The following is a 20520-nucleotide window of genomic DNA, read 5'->3' as shown; positions in this document are numbered from 1 at the left end:
GCCTCAGTGGCGTGCGCAGTCCAGGCTGTTCAGGTCGACGGAGTCCGCCATCGCCTGCATGCCCTTGTCGTTGGGATGGATGTGGTCCCCGCCGTCGAAGACGGGCAGCATCCGCTCGGGGTCGTAGGGGCTGCGCAGGACGCGGTCGAAGTCGGTGACCGCGTCGAACTCGTCGCCGTGGCTCCTGATGAAGTCGTTGACCTCCTGTCGTACGGCCTCGGCGGCCGGATCCCATTCCGGCCAGCCCTTGAAGGGGGCGATGGTGGAGACGACCACGCACTTTCCGGCGTCGTGGGACCGGTCGACGATCTCGCGGTAGCCGGCGATCAGGTCCGGTGCGGTGACGCCGGTGTGGGCCTTGAGGTCGTTGACCCCCTCGAAGAGGAACACGGTGTGCACGCCCGGCTGGGAGAGGACGTCCCGGTCCAGCCGGTTCAGGGCGCTCGGCCCGGCGCCGTCGGCCAGCACCTTGTTGCCGGAGATCCCCTCGTTGGCCACGCCCTTGACCGTGGTGTGTGCCTTCTGGAGGCGGCGGGCGAGGTAGTCGGGCCAGCGGCGGTTGTGGTCACTGGTGGACTGCCATCCGTCGGTGATGGAGTCGCCGAGTGCGACCACGGCACCGGTGGCCGCGGGCGTCCGCACCGAGACCGCGTCGAGGTAGAACCACGATCCGATGCCTTCGGTCCAGTGGGCGCCGCTCTCCTCGGCGGTGTGGTCGCCCTGGGTGGCGTAGGACGTCTGCAGGGCCATCCAGTGGCCGGTGACCGGGCCCGCTGCGTCCGGGGTGTGGAGGCTGACGACCAGGTTCGATCCGGCGGCCAGCCTGCCGGACAAGGGGTCGCTGTACACCGTGCTGCCGGGTTCCACGGTGACGGAGGACGACCCGTCGAAGGTGAGCCGCCGGTTGCTGCCGCGCACCAGCTCGGCGTCCTTCAGCTGGAGACCGGCGTAGACGCTGTCGAAGGTGACCGGCTGGTGGCCGAACGCGTTGGAGAGCCGGATGCGCGGTTCGCTTCCGCCGACGCTGGTGTGCACGACCATGCGGTAGCCGCGGTCGGCGGCCGAGTCGCCGATGGGGTAGGCGCTCGTGCCCCAGGTGATCACCCCCTCGGGCGGGCTGACGGCGGCCGGTGCGGGCGTGGCCTGGAGTGCGGCGGCCGCGACCGTGACCGCGAGGAGCCGGGCCCCTCGGGCCGTGCGACGCCTCATCGGTCGAAGCCTTTCAGGGTGACCGTGGCGCCCGGCTTGAGTGTCACCGTGCGGGAGCTTCCCGCGTACGCGACCGTCGTGGTACGGCCTCCGGCGCTGCGGATCCGTGCTTCGGTCGGTTTCCCATCACGCCAGCGTAGATCCACGACGAAGCCGCCGCGTGCGTGCGCTCCCGTGAGGGAGCCGGAGGCGGCCCAGGCGTCGGGCAGTGCGGGCAGGAGTTCCAGGTGGCCGGGGCGGGAGTAGAGCAGCATCTCGATCATCGCCGCAGGGGTACCCAGATTCGCGTCGATCTGAAAGATTCCGCGGCCCTGTTCCACCTGGTAGATGTCGAAGAGATTGAAGGCGGTGCCGTTGCTGCCTCCGGTGGAGGGCCGGAGGTTGTTGACCACCAGCTGGTAGGCCTTGTCGGCGTTCTTGAGGCGGGCCCAGCACAGGCCGCGCCAGGCGTTGGCCCAGCCGAAGCTCTCCATGCCGCGTGCGGTGAGCAGGGCGGTGGCACCCTCGACGATGTCGGCCGGGGTGGAGCCGTCGGGGCGGATGCGGTCGCCGGGGAAGAGACCGACGAGCGGCGACAGGTGACGGTGGGTGGTCTCGCCGAGGTTGTCGGGGGACATCCACTCCTCCAGCCAGCCTGTGGTGGGGCTGACTTGAGGGAGGTGGAGGCGCTTGCGGAGGCCGGCGATCGTGGCGGCGAACTCCGCGTCCTTCCTCAACTCGGCCGCGGCCGCGCAGTAGTTGCCGAACAGCGTCCAGACGAGTTCCTGGGCGTAGGTGATGCCCTTGGCGTCGAGCGGGCCGTGCTCGGGCGACCAGTCGCTGTCGGCGATCAGGACCTCCCGTGAGATGCCCGGGAGGGTCGTGGTCAGCAGCCGCGCCTCCCAGAACTCGCAGGCGCCTTTCAGGAGGGGGTAGATCTTCTCCAGATGGGTGCGGGAGGCGGTGAACTCGTAGTGCTCCCAGAGGGAGTTGCACAGCCAGGCGTTGCCCGCCGGATGCCACCACCAGCCGCCTCCGCCGAAGGGGTTGGTGGAGATGGCGACCGTCCAGCCGGCGTTCTTCCCCGTGGAGTTGCGGTAGCGGTTGCGGGGGTCGTTGAACAGCCTGCGGGTGAGGTCGGTCCAGGACGGGAGCTGGGCGACGCAGTAGTCGGTGAGCGTGTCGAAGCACTGGGGCAGGCCGGTCCGGTCGGCCGCCCAGTAGTTCATCTGGATGTTGATGTCGGTGTGGTAGTCGCCCATCCAGTCCGGGTCGTTGCCGTCGAGCCACAGTCCCTGGAGGCCCAGCGGGAGGCTGCCGCGTGATCCCGCGATCATCAGGTAGCGGCCGAACTGCAGGTACTGCGCCTCCAGTTCCGGGTCGGGCACCCCGTCCCGGGCGCGTGCGCGCAGGCGCTCCCAGGTGTCGAGGGAGCGCTGCTCGGCGGAGGAGGTGCCGAGCGACACGTCCCACTGCCCGAACAGGGCGTGATGGTCGGCGGTGTGGGTACGGAGGAGGGTGTTCGCCGAGTGACGGGCGGCGGTCCGGACCTTGGTGCGTGCGAGCTGCTGCGGGTCGAGGGAGGGGTCGCGGAAGTGCGCGGCGGCGTCGGGTGTGTAGTTGGTGCCCCCGCTCAGGACGACGGTGAGTTCCCTGCACCCGGTGAAGCCGATGTGCGTCCCTTCGACGGTGACGCTGCCGCCGGAGCCGTACGCCGCGATCGCGGCCCCGTATCTCAGTCCGTTCGGGAGGGCGGCGCCGAAGGAGACCGCGGGCTCCTCGCCGTGGGTTCCCTCCAGCGTGATGCTGCCGGTGTAGCGGCCTTCTCCGCTCTGGTCGAAGTGCAGGACGATGACGTCGTCGGGCCGGCTGGCGAAGATCTGGCGTCGGTAGGTCACGCCGGAGCGGACGTACGACGTTTCGTTCACGCCCTGGGCGAGGTCGAGGGTGCGGCGGTAGCCGGAGACGGCGGACAGGTCGTGGTCGGGGATGTCGACGGTGAGCCGGGCCAGCAGGGTGAAGGAGCCGAAATCCTGGCGGCCGTAGGGGAATTGGCCGTCGGCGTCGAGGGTGTCGTTGAGGCCGCCGGTCCACAGGGTGGCGTCGGTGACGAGAAGGACTTCGCGGCCGGGGTCGTTGCTCGCGAGGGCGCCGAGGCGGCCGTTGCCGACGGGCAGGCCCTGTTCGATCATCGAGTGTTCGTCGGCGGGAGCCTGCCACCGGAGCCGGTGGCGTGGGTCGGCGTCGAGGGCGGGTGCGTCAGCGGGTCGCCGGGGTGCCGCGGTCGCGGTGAAGGTGGGCAGCGCGGCGAGTGCGGCGGTCAGCGCGAGGACACCGCGTCTGGACGGGGCGGGGGTCATGGCGGCTCCTGGTGGCTCGGTCAGGACTTCGGTACGTCGATCCGGTCGATGTCCGGTGCGTAGCCGCTGCCGCTGTCGAAGGTGATCGTGTTGGCGCCGGCCTTGAGCGTCACGGGCACGTACACGCTCGACACGGTGCCCCAGTCGCCGGTGGCGGGGAGCTTGTGGCGGGTGGCGCCGCCGCCGTTCGCGGAGACGTCCACCGAGCGGGCGTCACCGCTGATGTAGGAGACCTTGATCTGGTAGGTGCCTGCCTTGGCGACGACGACGTCGCGGAAGGTCAGGGTCCCGCCGAGGTACAAGTTGCCGACCTTCTTTCCGTCGGAGCAGGCGGAGCAGTCGGCGACGGAGGCGTTGCCGCCGAGGGTGTTCGCGGAGGACTCGGCCTCGTATCCCGCGAAGGCGAGTGCGGTGCCGTGCGGGGCGACCGTGAACAGGCGCGAGCCGTGGGCGGGCAGGGCCTGGGTCACCGTGTTCTTGTAGGTGCCGAGGTTCTCGTGGTTCCACAGGTCGCGGACGGAGGCCTTGCCGGTGAAGCCGAGGGTGGCCCAGTCGGCGGTGACGGCGGCGGGGGCGTCGGCGAGGTTGAACAGGGCGACGGTGTAGGTGCCGTCGGGGTTCTTGGCGGCCCAGACCTGTTGCGGGTCGGACGGGGTGACCGGGTGTGCGGGCGGGTTGGGGCCCTGGTTGAGGCCGATGACCTCGCGGTTGGTCAGCAGGGACAGGCCGTAGGAGTCCAGGCGGGTGAGGTCGTCGCCGGTGTAGAGGGGGGACTTGGCGATGGCCCACAGGGTGGCGTAGCTCTGCCGTTCCGCCTTGGTCAGGCCGTCCATCTGCCCGTTGCCGACATCGAGGGAGTCGAGGTCGTTCCAGCCGCCGGGTCCGGCGTGCCGGGTCCAGGCGGGGGTGTCGTCCCAGCGGTCGTCGACCGAGTTCTCCCAGCTGACCAGGGTGTTGCAGTAGCACTCGACGTCGGTGTCGACGCGCCAGCCCTGCGAGTACTTCTTCCAGTCGGCGGCGTGTCCGATGTCGAGGGACCAGGAGAGTTCGAGGTGGACGGTGCGGCCGGTGCCGGTTATCGCCCTGTTCCAGGCCGCCACGTCGGCAACGTTGTCGTACTGGTCGCCGCTCTTCCCGGAGCCGGGGCCGACACCGTCGAGCTTGAGGAAGTCGTAGCCCCAACCGGCGATCAACTGGGCCTGGGAGTCGATGTACTTGCTGGTGCACGGCTTGGCGAAGTCGAGCTTGTACGCGCTGTCCCAGCCGTTGGTGGTGCGCAGGTCGTCGTACACGACGTCGGCGGTGGTGCAGCCGTCGGCGTTCCAGATCGGCGTCTTCCCATCGCCGTACGCCCCCTTCTCCAGACCGGCCGGGAGATAGATGCCGGCCTTGAGGCCCTTGGCGTGGATGCGGTCGGCGACGGCCTTCATGCCGTGCGGGAAGCGGACCGGGTCGGGCTTCTGGCGGCCGTACTGGTCGAACCCCGACTTCCAGGCCTTGTCCATCCACCAGCCGGCGTCGATGTTGACGTACTCGTAGCCGTACTTCTTCAGCTTGGCGGCCATGGCGTCGGTCTGCTTCAGGACGTTGGCCTCGGTGAGGTAGCTGTAGTCGCCGTCCGGGTTGAGGCCGGGGTACTTGGACGACTGCATGCTCCAACTGGACCAGCCCATGTAGGGCTTGGCGGCGAGGGACGGCGCGGGGGCGTCGGCGGCGTGGGCCGTGGGGACGGCCACCGCCGTGAGAGCGAGCACCAGCAGGGCTCTGGCGGGCAGGGCGAAGTACGAGGATGACCGCATGGGTCGTACCTCCAATGGGGTGCGGGTTGTTATCGGCTCGGGTCCGGGGTGATGAAGGACTGGATGGCGGTGGCGGCGGCTCCGCGGGCCCACTCCTCGAAGGGCAGCGGGTGGGTGCGGACGTCGCACTGGGCGGCGGAGCCGAAGGCGGCCGCGACGAAGGCGTCGCGGATCTGCTCGGCGAACAGGTCGTAGGCGGCGAGCCCCTCGCCGGAGATGATCACGCGTTCGGGGCCGAGGAGGTTGGCGACGGTGGCGATGCCCCGGCCGATCGCCTCGCCCGCGCGCGCGTACACGTCCCGGGCTCCGGCGACACCTTCGCGGGCCAGGTGCAAGGCCGCGGCGGCGTCGGGGATTTCGGCCCCGGTGGCCTCGCGGACCTGCCGGACGATCGCGGCTTCCCCGGCGATCGCCTCGACGCAGCCGCGGTTGCCGCAGTGGCAGAGCGGGCCGGCCGGGTCGACGGTCACATGGCCGATCTCCCCGGCCACTCCGTGCGCCCCGGCGACCACCCGGCCGTGCACCACCAGGCCGCAGCCGATGCCGGCGCCCACGGTGACCACGGCGAAGTCGGACAGGCCCACTCCGGCGCCGAACCACTGCTCGGCGACCGTCAGAGCGCGTACGTCGTTGTCGACGGTGACGGGCAATCCCGTGGTCATGGCGGCGAGTTCGGCGAGCGGGACGTCGCGCCACTCCAGGAAGGGCGAGTAGCGGACCGCGCCCTCGCCCCGGTCGACGTCGCCGGAGACCGCGATGCCGAGACCGAGGACCGGGGCCGTGGAGCCGTCCGCCTCGGCGAGGAGCCGCTGGACGAGTTCCGTGATGCTCGCGAGCACCGTCTTGGGCTCGCGGTCGGGCAGCGGCAGATGCCGGGCGACGCGGATACGGCAGCACAGGTCGGTGAGGACCCCGATGATCTCGTCGCCGGTGACCTTCACGCCGATGAACAGGGCTCGCCCTCCGTCGACCCGTACGAGGTTCGCGGGCCGTCCGAGCGCCGGGCGGGCCTCCTCGTCGGCGCCCTCCACCAGGTATCCGGCCTCGATGAGCGGCCGGACCGCCTTGGTGACCGCGGCCGGCGACAGACCGACCCGCCGGGCCACCTCCAGGCGGGGCAGCGGGCCCTGCGACAGGACGGTGGTGAACACCTGTGAGGCGGCGGGTGTGTTGGCGGGGAAGGTCTCGGCGCGAGGGGTTGAGCGCATGGCCGGGAACTTAGAGGGGTTCTTTTCCTTCGTCAATAAAAGAAGCAGGATTCGCTGTGCGTTCCTGAAGAGACTTCTGTGCCGACCGGAGCGGTCAATCATCACTTTTCGTTCTCTTCATCGCCATACTCTCCTCATTCGTATGGAAACTGACGAAACGACAGGAGATCAGCCGGATGGCATCAGCACGAGTGATGGTCGGGGCGGTGGCCGGAGCGGTCCTGCTGCCCCTTCTCGCGGTCCCCGCCCACGCTGGGTCGCCTGCCGCACCGGAGGTGGATCTCACAGGTCTGCTCGGCGTGTTGCATTCCGCGACGGCGCAGGGCGCGCCGGGTTCCATGGCCCGGATCGACGACGGGAACTCGGTGTACCGGGCCGCGGTCGGCGTCGCGGACCGCAAGAGCGAGCAGACGATGAGCGACACCGACCGGTTCCGTATCGGCAGCGTCACCAAGACCTTCACCGCCGTCGTCCTGCTCCAGCTGGTCGACGAGAAGAAGCTGGAACTCGACGCGCCGGTCAACCGCTATCTGCCCGGGCTGCTGCCCGACGACCGGATCACGGTGCGGCACGTCCTGAGCCACCGCAGCGGCCTGTACGACTACACGAACGAGATGTTCGCCAAGACGGTCCAGGGGTTCGAGGCGGTCCGCAAGAAGGTCTTCACCCCCGAGGAGCTGGTGAAGCGCTCGCTGCGCAAGCCGCGCACGAACGCGGCCGGCGCGGTGTACTCGTACTCGAACACCAACTTCGTCGTCGCCGGGATGCTGATCGAGAAGCTGACCGGGAACCCGGTGCGGACCGAGTACGAGAAGCGGATCATCGAACCGCTGCAGCTGCGCGACACGTCCTATGTGCACCCCGGCATGAAGATCCCCGGCCGTCATGCACACGGCTATCTCACCCCTGACCAGGCCGGCGCCCCGCTCGTCGACGCGACCGAGCAGACCGTGTCGTGGGCGCAGAGCGCGGGCGCGCTCATCTCCAGCACCCGGGACCTGAACACCTTCCTGTCCGCCCTGCTCGCGGGCCGGCTCACCTCGGCCGAGCAACTGGCGCAGATGGAGCGGTGGATGCCGGCGGGGAGCGGTCAGGCGTACGGCCTCGGGTTGCGCCGTCGCGATCTGTCGTGCGGAGTGTCGGTGTACGGCCACACAGGTGCCGTGCAGGGCTTCTACACGTACGCGTTCGCCTCGAAGGACGGCAAGCGCGCGCTCGCCGCGGTCGCCAACACCTCCAACAACGGCACGGTCCTCAACACGATGCTGCGCACCCTCGACTCCGCGTTCTGCGGCAAGGCGACGAAGGCTCCGCGCGGCAAGGCGCCGGTGGAGCGGCACGAGGACATGGCGCCGGCGGTCAGGCTGGACTGAGCACGCCGGGAACCCCTGCGCCCTGGTGTGCGTTTTCCCGGCGAGCGACGACACCAGGGCGGCACGATGAGCGAGTTGGTTCCCGGAGGCAATCTGCCCCTCCCCGAAGGGGCCGTCACCGTGCGGGTGCCCGGCCCCTTCGACGTGTCCGCCCTTGTCACGGACGACCACGGCAAGGTCGGGGGCGACGCCGACTTCGTGTTCTACAACCAGCCCTCCGCTCCCGGCGCCCGGCTCTCCGGCGACACCCTGACCATCGATCCCCGGCGACTGCGCGCGGGCGCCTCCAGGCTGACGGTGGTCGTCAGCCCGGCCGATCCCGGCACCCCCCTGGGCCGGCTGCCCGCCCCGGTCCTTCAGGTCACCGGTGCGGGCGGCCGCCCGCTCGCCCGGTTCGCGCCGCCGCGGCCACGGCAGGAGACCGTCCTGCTGCTCGCGGAGATCTACCGTCGGGGCGACGGATGGAAGCTGCGGGCGCTGGGGCAGGGGTACGCGGACGGGCTCGCGGGGCTGGCGCGGGACTTCGGGGTGGACGTCATGGACGACACGCCCACGACCGCGGTGCCTTCCGCGCCGTTGACGGTATCGGGGGCACGTCCTGCCGCTGGTCCCGCCCTCCGGACGCCCTCGGGATCGTCCCCGGCCTACCCGCCGCCTCCGACCCGCCCCGCGCCCCTCCCCCGCACTCCGGCGCCCGCCGCCTCCACCGATCTGGCCGCCTTCCTCACCCTGGTCAACTCCGCGCGCTCCACGGCCGGTTCATCCCCGGTCATGCTCGACCCCCGTCTCACCGACGCCGCCCGCGCCCACGCCTCCGCGATGGCCTCCGCGGACCGCCTCGGTGTGGAGGGCCCAGACGGCGTGTCCGTCTTCCAGCGGCTCACCGCCACCGGCTACGCGTACCTCACCGTCGGCGAGCACCTCGTCTCGGGCCCCCGCGACCCGTCCGAGTTCGTCGAGTACTGCCTGCGCACCGAGCAGCCCCGGCGGACCCTGCACGATCCGGCCTTCAGCCACGTCGGTCTGGCGCGCGCCGCCAACGGCCGCTCCGGCGATGTGTACTGGACGGCGCTGTGGGCCAGCCCGCTCACGCCCGCCGCCCTGACGCGGACCGCCGACGAGGTGGTCGGCCTCACCAACCGCGAGCGCGCCAGGGCCGGCCTGCCGCCGCTCGGCGTCGATCCCCTTCTGGCCCGTGCCGCGCAGGCGTACAGCACCGACATGGCGGTCCGCGCCTTCTACTCCCACACCTCCCCCGAGGGCACCCAGCCCTGGGACCGGGCCGCCGCCGCGGGCTCGACCCGTCGCTCCATCGGGGAGAACATCGCGTGCGGCCAGCGCTCGGCCGCCGAGGTCGTCGAGGGCTGGATGAACAGCCCGGGTCACCGCGCCAACATCCTCAAGCCCGGCTTCACCCACATCGGGATCGGCTTCGCGGGCGGCGGCCCGGCGGGCACGTACTGGACCCAGTTGTTCGGCGCCTGAGCGAGCCTCACGGACGTGAGTTGGGCCGCGATCTTGGCGGAGGGGATCCCTCCGGGCCAGGATGCCCCCATGAAGGGTGACCTGTTTTCCAGTGAGCACATGGTGCAGCCGGCCACGGCGCCGGGCATGACGGTCGAGAACTCCAAGTGCATCAGGTACGCGGTGCACGGCGAGATGCTCGCCCGCCAGGGGGCGATGGTCGCCTACCGCGGCAATCTCCAGTTCGAGCGCAAGGGCCAGGGCGTCGGGGGCATGCTCAAGCGGGCCGTCACCGGCGAGGGACTGCCGTTGATGACGGTGCGCGGACAGGGCGAGGCCTGGTTCGCGCACGAGGCGCAGAACTGTTTCATCGTCGACGTGGAACAGGGTGACGAGTTCACGGTCAACGGTCGCAACGTCCTGTGCTTCGACGCCTCGTTGGCGTACCGCATCGCGACCGTGAAGGGTGCCGGCATAGCCGGTGGCGGTCTGTTCAACAGTGTCTTCACGGGTCACGGCAGGCTCGGGCTCGTCTGCGAGGGCAACCCGCTGGTGATCCCGGTCTCGCCGGAGTTCCCGGTGTACGTCGACACGGACGCGGTCGTCGGGTGGACGGCGGGCCTCGCGACCTCGCTGCACCGTTCGCAGTCCATCGGGTCGATGCTGCGGGGCGGTTCCGGGGAAGCGGTGCAGCTGGTGCTGCAGGGCTCGGGATACGTCGTCGTACGGCCGAGCGAGGTGACCCCGCAGAAGGCTCAGCAGCACTGAGGCCCCAGGCAGTGATCTGCGCCTCACAGGCAACCCGTCCGGCTCCGTCCACGTCTTGACCGGCAACGGATGATGCCCCGGCCCCCGGGCCGGGGCTCATTTACGAGGAACTATGCACACCATGTATACACAGCATGTATAGATGAGGTGTATACGGACGGAAAGGCATGCATGTACGGCAAGGCATTCGCCCCGGAGTATCAAGGCGCGCTCACCACCCTCTCCGTGAACTCCTCGCTGGACGAGGTCCTGAACGCCGGCACCGAGCAGTTGAGAGCGGCCGAGCGAGCCGGACGGCACGGGGAGGCGGCCCGCTCCGGACTCGCGGTCGCCGAGGCGCTGCGCAGGCTCGGCCGGGTCACCGACGCCGACCGCGCCTGGAAGGCGAGTTACCGGGCCGCCCGCCGGGCCGGGGACACCGCGGGCATGGCCTGGGCGCTGTGGAGCGGCGGCACACTGGCCCGTCAGCGCGGTGGATTCGCCCTGGCGCGGCGACTGTTGGGGCTGGCGGCCGAACTCGGCGAGCGGGGCGGCGATGTCGTCGTGCGCGGTTACTCGCTGGCGGGGCTGGCCGAGACCGGCCGTATCCAGGGCGACTACGAAGCCGTCGGCCGGCTGCACGAACAGTTGCTGGCCGAGGCCAGACGGCGCGGCGAGGCACGGCACACGGTGTGGGCGCTGTCCGGCATCGCGCAGATGCACCGCAACACCGGGTCCTACGACAGCGCGTTCACCATGTTCGAGGAGGCGGCCCGGATCGCCGCGGGCGCAGAAGACCGGCGCGGTCACGCCTGGGCGCTGCGCGGGCTCGCCGACCTCGTCTCCGTGCGCGACGGCGACACCGGGCGGGCCCTCGCCCTGCTGACCGAGGCGGAGACGACCTGCCGCGAGATGAACCTGTCCAGCGCGCTGGCCTACAACCACAAGATGCGCGGCAACGTTCTCTACCGCGCGGGGCGTTACCCCGAGGCCCGCGACCTGTACGAGCAGGCGCTCGCCGAGTTCCGTGCCATGAGCGAACCCCGCGGCGAGGCCCTGGCCCGGCTGGGGCTCGCCAAGTCCCTGGCCCGCCTGGGCCGCGACCGCGCCGACACCGCGGCCGAACTGGACGATCTGGCCCGCGTGCTGGAGCGGACCGGGCTGCGGCACGCGCGGGAGATGGTGGCGCGGGCCCAGGAGGAGTTCGGTGTGCGGACGGAGGCGGTACGGTGACCACGCTCGCCACTCCGGAAGTCCTCACCCGCTGCCGCCTGTTGGTCCAGCCGGCGCTCCAGGAGGCCGTCGGCCGACTGCACCCCTGGGTGAGCGAGATGGCCGCCTACTCCTTCGGCTGGTGCGAGGTCGGCGGCGCCCCGGCCGTCGCGTCCGGCGGCAAGGGGGTGCGCCAGGCACTCGCCGTACTGGGTGCCGAGGCGGCCGGTGCGCCCGGGCGGGCCGGGGTGCCCGCGGCGGTCGCGGTGGAACTGGTGCACGTCTTCTCGCTGCTCCACGACGACATCATGGACGGCGACCCGGCCCGGCGGGGCCGGCCCACGGTGTGGAAGGCGTACGGCACCGGCCCGGCCGTGCTCGCGGGTGACGCCCTGTTCGCGCTGGCCGTCGAGACCCTGGCCGGCGCCGGCTCCGACGCCGTACGGCTCCTGTCCGCCGCACTGTCCGACCTGGTGCGGGGGCAGGCGGACGACCTCCTGTTCGCCACCCGCCCCTGGACCGGGCCGGAGCGGGTGCGGCCGGAGGAGTACCGGGCCATGGCCGAGCACAAGACCGGGGCGCTGCTGGGCTGCGCGGCGGCACTGGGCGCCACTCTCGGCGGGGCGCCCCCCGCCACGGTGGCCGCCCTGGACCGGGCCGGGCGGCATCTGGGGGTCGCGTTCCAGATCGTCGACGACGTCCTGGGCATCTGGGGCGATCCTCTGGTCACGGGCAAGCCGGTGCACGGCGATCTGCGGGAGCGGAAGAAGACCTTCCCGGTACTGGCCGCGCTCGACTCACCGACATCTGCGGCGGCACGTCTGGTGCGGCTCCTGGAGTCGGACGGGCCCCCGCAGGAGATGGCGGACCTGGTCGAGGAGTGCGGGGGCCGGTCGGCGGCGCTCGCCGAGGCCCACCGTCGTATGGCCTTGGCGGAGACGGCGTACGAGCTGCGGCCTTTGCTGGACTACCTGCTGCGGCGTGATCTCTGATGCCGAGTTGACCGGCGCCGGCCGTCGGGACAGGGTTCGAGAAGAGCTCTCCCCGCCGGAAGGAACCGTCTTGATCGGGATCACGGACATCGAGCAGCAGGCCGGGCTGATCGCCGGCCATGTCGTCCGCACGCCGACCCTGCCCAGCCCCGGTCTGTCCGCGCTGCTCGGTGCTCCCGTCACCGTCAAGCTCGAACTGCTCCAGCGCACCGGCTCGTTCAAGGCGCGTGGGGCGACGGCCAAGCTGCTGTCGCTGAGTCAGGCGGAGCGGGCGGCCGGGGTCGTGGCGGTCAGCGGCGGCAACCACGGGATCGCCCTCGCCCACATGGCGGCGGCGCTCGACGTCAAGGCGACGGTGGTCATGCCGCGTTCGGCGCCCGCCCGGTCGGTGGAGATCGTGGCGGCGGCCGGGGCGTCGCTGCGGCTGACGGACGACATGGACGGTGCGTTCTCGCTCGTGAACCGGCTGCGGGACGAGGGGCTGACACTGGTCCACCCCTTCGACGACCCCCTGGTGATCGCGGGGCAGGGGACCGTCGGGCTGGAACTCGCCGACGACGCGGGCGACCTCACCGACGTCCTCGTCAGCGTCGGGGGCGGCGGCCTGATCGCCGGAGTCGCGGCGGCGCTGCGGGCACGACGTCCGGGTGTCAGGGTCTGGGGTGTGGAGACCGAGGGCGCCGAGGCCATGTCCCGGGCGCTCGCCGCGGGCGGGCCGGTGCCGGTCGTGCTGTCCTCCCTCGTGTCCACGCTGAGCGCCCCGTCCGTCTCGCAGCTGACGTACGACCATGTGGCCGCTCTGGTCACCGAGGTCCTCGTGGTCCCGGACCGGGAGGCCGTGCAGGGCTGTCTCGACCTCGCCGACCACGCCAAGGTGTGGGGCGAGCCGGCGGCCGGATGTCTTCTGCCCGCCGCCCGGCGGGTGCTGGAGCGCGTCGGCGACGACTGCCGGTTGGGCCTCGTGGTGTGCGGCGGCAACGCGACCACCGCCGATGTCATGGCCTGGGCCGGGCGGTTCGGGCTGCGGTGAGAGAAGTGCTCGACTGCGTTCGCTCTACTGACTTGTAAGTCAGAAAGCGAGCAACCAGAAAGCGGATTCCATCGGTTGACGATTTGATTGAACGGACCCCGCCGCACCCGCCGTACCTCTGTGAAAGGTGAGAGCCAGGGGTTCAGCGAGGGATGACCATGGTCAAGGCGCACGTCTCCACACACGAGTTGGTCGCAGGACGGTACCGGCCCCTGGACATCCTGCACCGCGAGACGAACCGGACCTGCTGGTACGGCGAGGACGTCTCGACCGAACGCCCCTGTCTGCTCACCGAGATCGGTCTGCCGGCCGGCACCGACGAGGAGACCTCGCTGCGCACCGCCGCGGGAGTCGTCCGGATGTCCAAGACCATGCGGGTGCTCTCCCCCGGCCGGATCGCCGCGGTCGTGGACGCCGTGACGCAGGAGGACACCCTGTGGACCGTCACCGAGCCGGTCGACGGCATCCCGCTGGGCGAACTCCTCGGCCGCCAGGGGACGTTCGACCACGTGCGGGCGGCGCGCATCGGCCTGGAGCTGCTGGAGGTGCTGGAGGCGGCGCACGGCGAGGGCATCACGCACGGTGAACTCAGCCCGGGCCAGGTGTTCGTGCACCACCAGGGCTCCGTCGTCGTCACCGGCTGGGGCCTGGCCGGCGCGACCCTCGCCCCCCGGCTCTCGGCACCGTCGTACGCCTCCCCCGAACAGGCCCGTGACGAGCGCATCGGGCCGGCCGCCGACCTGTGGGCGCTCGGCGCGATCCTCTACACGCTGGTCGAGGGACGTCCGCCCTTCCGTGACCGCGACCGGCCCGCGGCCACCCTGAAGGGGGTCGACCGGCTGCCGCTGCGGGCGCCGGTGCGCGCCGGGCCCCTCACCCAGACCGTGCAGGGGCTGCTGCGCAAGGACTCCCGGGAGCGGCTGAGCCGCACGGCCGTGCGGGGCGCCCTCCTCCGGGTTCTCGACGAAGATCCCGACTCGGTCCCGCCGGAGGAATCCAGGTCCCGGCTGCGCGTCCTGCACGGCGTGGCCCCGGGCCGCGGCAGCCGGTTCCTGATCGCGGGGACCGCCCTGGCCGTCGTCACGGTGGCCGCCGCCGTCCTCACGGTCACCAAGGCGCTGCCCGGCGGCGACGGTGCGACGACGGGTGAGGCGCCCGCCCCGTCCGCGTCGGCCTCCGCCTCCGCTCCCGCCCCACCGCCTCCGGCCCCCTCCCCGTCGGTCACCGCACCCGGCAGCCGCACCGACGAGAGCGTCGAACCGCCCGCGACGCTCACACCCACGCCCACGCCGAGCCGAACGGCCTCTCCCACCGCGGGCACGGGGCTGCCGTCCGGATACAGCGAGTACCACTCCCCCGAAGGCTTCTCCGTCGCCCTGCCCAAGGGATGGAAGCCGCTGGAGACCCAACGCCAGGGTGACCTGGCGTACCGCGTCACCTTCGGCGCCTCCGGTGACCCGCGCACGCTCGCCATCACCTACAGCAAGGCCGTCGGCACGGACGCCGTGGCCGTGTGGCGCGACGACGTGGAACCGGGCCTGGAGGACAACCCCGGCTACGAGCGCCTCGGTGACATCCGCGCCACGACCTACCAGGGCCGCGAGGCCGCCGACATGCAGTGGATCGAGGACGTCGACGGCACCCGGGTGCGCACCTTCGGCCGCGGCTTCCTCATCGGCGAGGGCCGCGGCTACTCACTGCGCTGGACGACCCCGGCGGCCGACTGGAACGACGACACCAACCAGATGGCCCTGGACACCTTCCTGAGCACCCTCCACGTCCCCTCAGACTGAGCGCGGCGCCCGCATCCGCCGCAGCGGTCCCACGTGCAGGGGCTGGGTGCGCCAGCGCGCGTTGAACGTCCGGTCCCCGAGCGAGCACGTCACCAGCAGGTGGTGCGGTGTCTCCAGGAAAGCCACGTCGACGGCGAGGGTCTCCGCGTCGGTCCAGCCGCCGCTCACCGCGACGGGCACCGGCTCATCGGCCACCGTCCAGCCGGCCTCCCCGGTTCCGAGCCCCAGTTCCAGCCGGTCGCCGTCGTCGACCAGCGTCACGCGGCCCCCCGGGTCCACCTCGACCGCGCTCAGGGACGGCTGGTCGGCGCAGGCACCGCCGTAGGGAGTGAAGGCGGTGTTCCAGTCCTCCGCCCGGTCCGCGGGGGTCGCCTTGCCCTCGGCGGGCGGCAGCGCGAGCCGTGTCAGACGGTCGGCCAGAGCCGCGTCCGCCGCCTCACGGCCGGGCAGCGGGTCGGCCCCGAACGCGGGGAGCAGATGCTCCCAGGCCAGGTCCAGCACCTTCTGCATGTCCAGGGTCTCCGAGGTGATCGCGAGCACCGCGTCCTGTTCGGGCAGCACCACGCAGAACTGCCCGTACGCCCCGTCCCCGCGGTAACCGTGCCGCGAGATCCAGAACTGGAAGCCGTAGCCCTGCTCCCAGTCCGACCAGCCGTCCACCGGCGGTGCCTCGTGCGCGATCTGGACGCGCGTCGCCTCGGTCACCCACGACTCGGGCAGCAGCCGCTCGCCCTCCCACGCCCCGCGCCGCAGATACAGCTGGCCGAACCGGGCGACGGCGTCGGTGGTGGCGTGCAGCCCGCTGAAGCCGAGTTCGCGGCCGCTGCGGTCGGGGATCCAGGCCGCCTCGCCGATACCGAGCGGGTCGAACAGCCGGGGCCGCAGGTACTCGGTGAGCTTCTCGCCCGTGACGCGCTGGACGATCGCGGCGAGGGTGTAGGTGGCGGGCTGGTTGTAGGCGAAGACGGTGCCCGGGTCCCGGTCGGGCGGCACCAGCAGGAAGCCCCGGACGAGCTCGTCGCGGTCCTGGGCGCGTGCCCGGTCCAGTGTCTCCTCGAGATGGCCGCTGGCCATAGACGCCACATGCCGTACGAGCATCGCGCGGCTGCGCGGGTCGGTGACATCGGCCTCGAACTCCGGGAAGTACGAGATCACCGGGTCGTCCAGCCGGATCAGCCCCTCGGCGAGGGCGAACCCGGCGGCCGTGGCCGTGAAGCTCTTGCTGAGCGAGTAGAGGAGATGGGGCCGGTCCGGAGCGTACGGCGCCCACCAGCCCGAGGCCACGACATGGCCGTGGCGCAGCAGCATCAGGCTGTGCGGCTCGAGGTGCGGTTCGGCTTCGAGGGCATCGAGGAAGGCCTGTATGCCGGCGGCGTCGACGCCCTGGGCCGCGGGGGTGCTCGTGGGCAGGGAACTCATACGCGCATCCTGCCTCGTCCACCGGCCTTGATCGAGAGGGCCTGGGAAGCCCGTTTTCCCCTCCGGTCACCGGGGACTCGGCACCCATGGTGCAAATCGGATACACGATGATGACCGAGCAGGCCGGCCCGCGAGAGCTCGTCGGCCATGTGGTGCGGGCCGAGGAGGCCGGCTACGACTTCTCGGTGACCTCGGACCACTACTTCCCGTGGCTGCGGTCGCAGGGTCACTCGCCGTACGCGTGGAGCGTGCTCGGGGCGGCCGCCCAGGCGACCTCCCGCATTCCGCTGATGACGTACGTGACCTGTCCTTCCTTCCGCTACCACCCGGCGGTGGTGGCGCAGAAGGCGGCGACGATGCAGCTGCTCTCACAGGGCCGGTTCCGGCTGGGGCTCGGCTCCGGCGAGAACCTCAACGAGCATGTGGTGGGCGGCGGCTGGCCCTCGGCGGACGTACGGCACGAGATGCTCGAAGAGGCGGTGGAGATCATCCGCGCGCTGTTCCGGGGCGGCCATGTGAACCACCGCGGCAACCACTTCGACGTGGAGTCGGCCCGGCTGTGGGACCTGCCGGACGAGCCGCCGCAGATCGGCCTGGCCGTCTCCGGCGAACAGTCCTGCGAACTGGCCGGCCGCCTCGCCGACCTGGTCATCGCCACGGAGCCCAAGGCGGGCCTGCTCGACGCGTTCGACCGGCACGGTGGCGAGGGCAGGCCGCGCGTGGGGCAACTGCCCGTCTGCTACGACCCCGACCGGGACACGGCGATCAAGCGGGCGCACTCCCAGTTCCGCTGGTTCGGCAGCGGCTGGAAGGTCAACTCCGAGCTCCCGCACCCGGATGCCTTCGAGGCGGCCACCCAGTTCGTCACGCCCGACGATGTCGCCGAGTCGATTCCCTGCGGCGACGACCCGGACGACTTCGTCGAGGCCGTACGGCCGTACGCGGAGGCGGGTTTCACCGAGATCGCCCTGGTGCAGATCGGCGGGGACTCGCAACCGGAGTTCCTGGACTGGTCGGCGAAGACGCTGCTGCCCGCGCTGCGCGACGCGTTCGCCTGAGCGGGCCGACCTCCCCGGCGGCACCCGAGGGTGCAATAGGCTTCCGACCCGCACATCGTGCGGTCCGAACGAGCCTGCCCAGGAGAAGCACCCGTGACCCTAGCGATCGACCCGTCCGACACGTCCTCCGAGGCCTCGGTCGAGACGTCCGGCGCGCCCTTGTCCGACCTCGTCGCGCGGGACGCCCGAGAGTTCGGTGTCTACGCGCGGACCGGCGGATGGGCCTTCGGCCTGATGGTGGCGCGCAGCGTGCGGCCCGGCGGCCAGAGCGCGGACGAGACGCCGAAGGTGTCCGCGAAGGAGTTCGCCCAGCTCGCCGGCTGCTCGCCCGAGCGCGTCATGCGCTACTACAAGGCCTGGGACCGGGCCGCCGACGACGGCATGGTCCCGCACTTCGAGGCGCTGGCGCCGGGCCAGGAGGTGGAACTGCCGGACGCGGACGTGTGGCTCGACTACTACGTCTCCCGCAACAGCGCCGGCTCCGAGCGCGGCACCGCCATCGCCGAGGCCGCCGAGGCCGAGGGCATCCGGCCCACCAAGGCCCTGGAGGTCGCCGAGAACCCGACCGCACTGCGCGCCGCCATCCTCGCCGACCCCTCCACCGCCCGGGCCGCGCGCAGCGCACTCCTCGACCGGATCAAGGAGGACCCGGACCTCCAGGCCTCGCTGGCCCGGGACGTGGTGCGCACGGACGACCTGAAGAAGGCCGTGGCCACCGAGAGCCGAGCGGCCGACCGGATCGGCTACGTCCGCCAGATCGCCGAGTCCGGTCAGGTCAGGACCCCGGCCGGGCAGACCATCGACGCACCCGTCGACCTGCGCCAGGAGGCCGAGCGGCACCTGTCCCTCCTCGAGGAACTGGAGGAGGACGAGGACACCGGCGAGTGGGCGGCCGAGGCCTTCGACACCATGAAGTCCCTGGTCGCCGAGGCCGTGGAGGCCGACCCCGAACTCCGGGTCCAGGAACGGCGTACGAGGTTCTACAACAGCCTCCAGAAGGCCACCAAGGTGTTCGAGGAGCTGACCTTCGACGACGCCCAGGACTTCTACGAGGACGACATGGTCCAGCAACTGGAGGAACTCCAGCAGGCCATCGCCTCGTGCATCACCGCCCTGCGCACCGCGAAGGGGAATCACCCGGACGGCTGAGCATCTTGGGCGTGTGAGGGGTACTAGAGGGCGACACGTCGCTCTTCCCGGAGGCCTTCAGGTGAACTCCTTCGTCCCCAGAACCGCGCACAAGACTCTGGTCGTGCAACTGCAGGCGGGCGGCACGGGCCGGTGCCCCGTGCTCGCCCACCTGGGCTACGACGCGGCGGACCCGTTCGCCGTCACCGCAGTGTTCAGCCATGACGGCCGGGTGCTGGCGCGGTGGCGGCTGGACCGGGAGATGCTCGCCGAGGGCCTGCGCGGTCCGGTCGGAATCGGGGACGTACGGCTCAGCCCCGTCTCGACCGGCGTCTGGGAGGAGCTCCGCATGGAGTTCTACGGCGACGCCCGCGCCGACGGGGGCCGCCAGCACGCCGTGGTCTTCGCCTGGGCCCCGGCGCTGGCGTCCTTCCTGCGCGAGACCCGCGAGATCGTGCCGCCGGGCCAGGAGGAGGTCCGCGTGGACGACTTCCTGGCCTCGGTCATCGCGGGAGGCTGAGCCCGAGCAGGACGGGCCTGATGCGCACGCGGGCTGAGTAGCCGTACTCATGCCGGCGTCGGCCCCCTGCCCCGACGATGAGGGCTCCGACGACAAGGAGCACCTCATGACCGCTGTGCGACGGCCCCTGCCGGTCCTGCTCGCCTGGGCCGTGCTCGCCGCGCTCGCCCTGTCGGCCTGGGGCCCGCGCGACCGCACCACCTGGTTCCTGGAGACCGTCTGGGTCCTGGTGGGCCTGCCGCTGATCGTGCTGACGTGGCGCCGTTTCCCGCTGACCGGCCTGCTGTGCTGTCTGCTGGCGGTCCACGCGCTCGTGCTGATCGTGGGCGGCCACTACACGTACGCCGAGGTCCCGCTCGGCGACTGGGTGCGGGACACCTTCGGGCTCGACCGCAATCCGTACGACCGTTTCGGCCATCTCATGCAGGGCTTCGTGCCGGCGGTCCTGGTGCGGGAACTGCTCTGCCGCACCTCACCGCTGCGGGGCAGCCGCTGGCTGGCGCCGCTGACGGTGTGCGCGTGTCTGGCCTTCAGCGCCGTCTTCGAGATGCTGGAGTGGGCGGCCGCGGTGACCGGGGGTCAGGCGGCGGACGCCTTCCTGGCCACGCAGGGCGATGTGTGGGACACCCAGTGGGACATGTTCTGCGCGCTGATCGGCGCCACGGTGTCCGTGCTGTCGCTGAGCCGCCTGCACGACCGGCAGTTGGACGGGCTGCGCGTCACTCCGTCGTATAGCGGCGCCGGGTCCACAGGGGCAGTGCGAACCAGCACAGCAGGTACCAGGCCACGACTCCCGTGACGAGCCAGGGCACCCAGGAGTCGTGGGTCGCGACCCGCAGGATCAGCAGCAGGGCGGCCGTCATCGTCGTGAGCAGGAGAACCAGCCCCACGAAGGTCAGCCGGGAGGCGATCCGCACGGCCTGGGGTTTGATGCGCCGCCCCGAGACGAGGCGGTGCAGGGAGACCGGCCCGATGAGGGCTCCGGTGGCGCAGGAGCCGAGGACGACCGTCACGATGTAGATGACCTGGTCGGTGTGGGCGAGGTCGTCGTACTTGGGTGTGAACACCACGGTGAGCAGGAAGCCGAACAGGATCTGGACACCTGTCTGCGCGACGCGTATCTCCTGGATGAGTTCGCCCCACATGCGGTCCGCGCGCTCGTCCTCGGTCTCGTCGCGGCCCGTCCGTCTCACCGTGTCGACCATGCGCTACGGGTATCCGGTGGCTGA

General features: G+C 71.4%; 17 protein-coding genes. 11 read left to right on the top strand and 6 right to left on the bottom strand.

Going from position 1 to position 20520, the window contains the following annotated elements:
* Nucleotides 1–3 precede the first annotated feature (3 nt).
* Genes AQJ46_RS32250 through AQJ46_RS32235 form a run of 4 tightly spaced genes read right to left on the bottom strand, consistent with a single transcriptional unit; the run spans nt 4 to nt 6555 of the window.
* On the bottom strand, nt 4–1209 hold the full coding sequence (locus AQJ46_RS32250) for an SGNH/GDSL hydrolase family protein (protein ID WP_059208908.1): 1206 nt from the start codon (nt 1207–1209) through the stop codon (nt 4–6).
* Entirely contained in the window at nt 1206–3548 is a 2343-nt protein-coding gene (locus tag AQJ46_RS32245; protein WP_059208907.1) for a glycosyl hydrolase family 95 catalytic domain-containing protein, read from the bottom strand. The genes AQJ46_RS32250 and AQJ46_RS32245 overlap by 4 nt, the downstream gene beginning before the upstream one ends.
* Before the next feature lie 20 nt (nt 3549–3568).
* Nucleotides 3569–5347, bottom strand: a complete 1779-nt coding sequence (locus AQJ46_RS32240; RefSeq protein ID WP_059208906.1) for an alpha-galactosidase D — start codon at nt 5345–5347, stop codon at nt 3569–3571.
* A gap of 29 nt (nt 5348–5376) precedes the next feature.
* The gene (locus AQJ46_RS32235; protein WP_059208905.1) at nt 5377–6555 is read right to left on the bottom strand and encodes an ROK family transcriptional regulator; all 1179 of its coding nucleotides are present in this window, start codon (nt 6553–6555) and stop codon (nt 5377–5379) included.
* A gap of 176 nt (nt 6556–6731) precedes the next feature.
* Between AQJ46_RS32235 and AQJ46_RS32230 the strand changes: the two genes are divergently transcribed.
* The 7 genes from AQJ46_RS32230 (at nt 6732) to AQJ46_RS32200 (ending at nt 15166) form a co-directional block, all read left to right on the top strand.
* Nucleotides 6732–7928, top strand: a complete 1197-nt coding sequence (locus tag AQJ46_RS32230) for a serine hydrolase domain-containing protein (RefSeq protein WP_059208904.1) — start codon at nt 6732–6734, stop codon at nt 7926–7928.
* A 66-nt stretch (nt 7929–7994) separates the two neighbouring features.
* Nucleotides 7995–9413, top strand: coding sequence for a CAP domain-containing protein (locus AQJ46_RS32225; RefSeq protein WP_059208903.1), 1419 nt, complete (start codon nt 7995–7997; stop codon nt 9411–9413).
* A gap of 69 nt (nt 9414–9482) precedes the next feature.
* Nucleotides 9483–10160, top strand: a complete 678-nt coding sequence (locus tag AQJ46_RS32220; RefSeq protein WP_059208902.1) for an AIM24 family protein — start codon at nt 9483–9485, stop codon at nt 10158–10160.
* 171 nt (nt 10161–10331) lie between these two features.
* Entirely contained in the window at nt 10332–11372 is a 1041-nt protein-coding gene (locus tag AQJ46_RS32215) for a tetratricopeptide repeat protein (protein ID WP_059208901.1), read from the top strand.
* Nucleotides 11369–12343: a polyprenyl synthetase family protein gene (locus tag AQJ46_RS32210; RefSeq protein WP_059208900.1), complete on the top strand. Its 975-nt coding sequence runs from the start codon at nt 11369–11371 to the stop codon at nt 12341–12343. The genes AQJ46_RS32215 and AQJ46_RS32210 overlap by 4 nt, the downstream gene beginning before the upstream one ends.
* A 70-nt stretch (nt 12344–12413) precedes the next feature.
* Nucleotides 12414–13373, top strand: coding sequence for a threonine/serine dehydratase (locus tag AQJ46_RS32205; RefSeq protein WP_059208899.1), 960 nt, complete (start codon nt 12414–12416; stop codon nt 13371–13373).
* 152 nt (nt 13374–13525) lie between these two features.
* Complete coding sequence (locus tag AQJ46_RS32200) at nt 13526–15166, top strand: serine/threonine protein kinase (protein WP_059208898.1); 1641 nt, start codon at nt 13526–13528, stop codon at nt 15164–15166.
* Here AQJ46_RS32200 and AQJ46_RS32195 read toward each other — a convergent pair.
* The gene (locus AQJ46_RS32195; RefSeq protein ID WP_059208897.1) at nt 15158–16585 is read right to left on the bottom strand and encodes a serine hydrolase domain-containing protein; all 1428 of its coding nucleotides are present in this window, start codon (nt 16583–16585) and stop codon (nt 15158–15160) included. The two genes, AQJ46_RS32200 and AQJ46_RS32195, sit on opposite strands and share 9 nt — an antisense overlap.
* Nucleotides 16586–16671: 86 nt before the next feature.
* Between AQJ46_RS32195 and AQJ46_RS32190 the strand changes: the two genes are divergently transcribed.
* From AQJ46_RS32190 to AQJ46_RS32175, 4 genes are all read left to right on the top strand, one after another.
* A complete protein-coding gene (locus AQJ46_RS32190) occupies nt 16672–17643 on the top strand; it encodes an LLM class F420-dependent oxidoreductase (protein WP_059208896.1) in 972 nt (323 codons plus the stop codon).
* Between the two features lie 93 nt (nt 17644–17736).
* Complete coding sequence (locus AQJ46_RS32185) at nt 17737–18792, top strand: hypothetical protein (protein WP_059208895.1); 1056 nt, start codon at nt 17737–17739, stop codon at nt 18790–18792.
* Between the two features lie 61 nt (nt 18793–18853).
* Nucleotides 18854–19291 (top strand): SsgA family sporulation/cell division regulator, encoded by a 438-nt coding sequence (locus tag AQJ46_RS32180; RefSeq protein ID WP_057611414.1) that lies wholly within the window; start codon nt 18854–18856, stop codon nt 19289–19291.
* Between the two features lie 106 nt (nt 19292–19397).
* Nucleotides 19398–20090, top strand: coding sequence for a DUF2238 domain-containing protein (locus AQJ46_RS32175; protein ID WP_059208960.1), 693 nt, complete (start codon nt 19398–19400; stop codon nt 20088–20090).
* On the opposite strand, the gene AQJ46_RS32170 is transcribed toward AQJ46_RS32175, so the two are convergent.
* Nucleotides 20011–20496, bottom strand: a complete 486-nt coding sequence (locus tag AQJ46_RS32170; RefSeq protein ID WP_059208894.1) for a DUF6328 family protein — start codon at nt 20494–20496, stop codon at nt 20011–20013. The genes AQJ46_RS32175 and AQJ46_RS32170 overlap by 80 nt on opposite strands.
* Between the last annotated feature and the right edge of the window lie 24 nt (nt 20497–20520).

The sequence above is a fragment of the Streptomyces canus genome (genome assembly GCF_001514145.1).
Classification (GTDB): domain Bacteria; phylum Actinomycetota; class Actinomycetes; order Streptomycetales; family Streptomycetaceae; genus Streptomyces; species Streptomyces canus.
This window is presented reverse-complemented; position numbering and strand designations above follow the sequence as displayed.

What these genes read in the sequence shown, in the direction of transcription:
- AQJ46_RS32240 (WP_059208906.1), bottom strand. Translation starts at nt 5,347, where the DNA reads ATGCGGTCATCCTCGTACTTCGCCCTGCCCGCCAGAGCCCTGCTGGTG.
- AQJ46_RS32200 (WP_059208898.1), top strand. Translation starts at nt 13,526, where the DNA reads ATGACCATGGTCAAGGCGCACGTCTCCACACACGAGTTGGTCGCAGGA.
- AQJ46_RS32245 (WP_059208907.1), bottom strand. Translation starts at nt 3,548, where the DNA reads ATGACCCCCGCCCCGTCCAGACGCGGTGTCCTCGCGCTGACCGCCGCA.
- AQJ46_RS32215 (WP_059208901.1), top strand. Translation starts at nt 10,332, where the DNA reads ATGTACGGCAAGGCATTCGCCCCGGAGTATCAAGGCGCGCTCACCACC.
- AQJ46_RS32225 (WP_059208903.1), top strand. Translation starts at nt 7,995, where the DNA reads ATGAGCGAGTTGGTTCCCGGAGGCAATCTGCCCCTCCCCGAAGGGGCC.
- AQJ46_RS32230 (WP_059208904.1), top strand. Translation starts at nt 6,732, where the DNA reads ATGGCATCAGCACGAGTGATGGTCGGGGCGGTGGCCGGAGCGGTCCTG.
- AQJ46_RS32235 (WP_059208905.1), bottom strand. Translation starts at nt 6,555, where the DNA reads ATGCGCTCAACCCCTCGCGCCGAGACCTTCCCCGCCAACACACCCGCC.
- AQJ46_RS32190 (WP_059208896.1), top strand. Translation starts at nt 16,672, where the DNA reads ATGGTGCAAATCGGATACACGATGATGACCGAGCAGGCCGGCCCGCGA.
- AQJ46_RS32170 (WP_059208894.1), bottom strand. Translation starts at nt 20,496, where the DNA reads ATGGTCGACACGGTGAGACGGACGGGCCGCGACGAGACCGAGGACGAG.
- AQJ46_RS32175 (WP_059208960.1), top strand. Translation starts at nt 19,398, where the DNA reads ATGACCGCTGTGCGACGGCCCCTGCCGGTCCTGCTCGCCTGGGCCGTG.
- AQJ46_RS32250 (WP_059208908.1), bottom strand. Translation starts at nt 1,209, where the DNA reads ATGAGGCGTCGCACGGCCCGAGGGGCCCGGCTCCTCGCGGTCACGGTC.
- AQJ46_RS32195 (WP_059208897.1), bottom strand. Translation starts at nt 16,585, where the DNA reads ATGAGTTCCCTGCCCACGAGCACCCCCGCGGCCCAGGGCGTCGACGCC.
- AQJ46_RS32220 (WP_059208902.1), top strand. Translation starts at nt 9,483, where the DNA reads ATGAAGGGTGACCTGTTTTCCAGTGAGCACATGGTGCAGCCGGCCACG.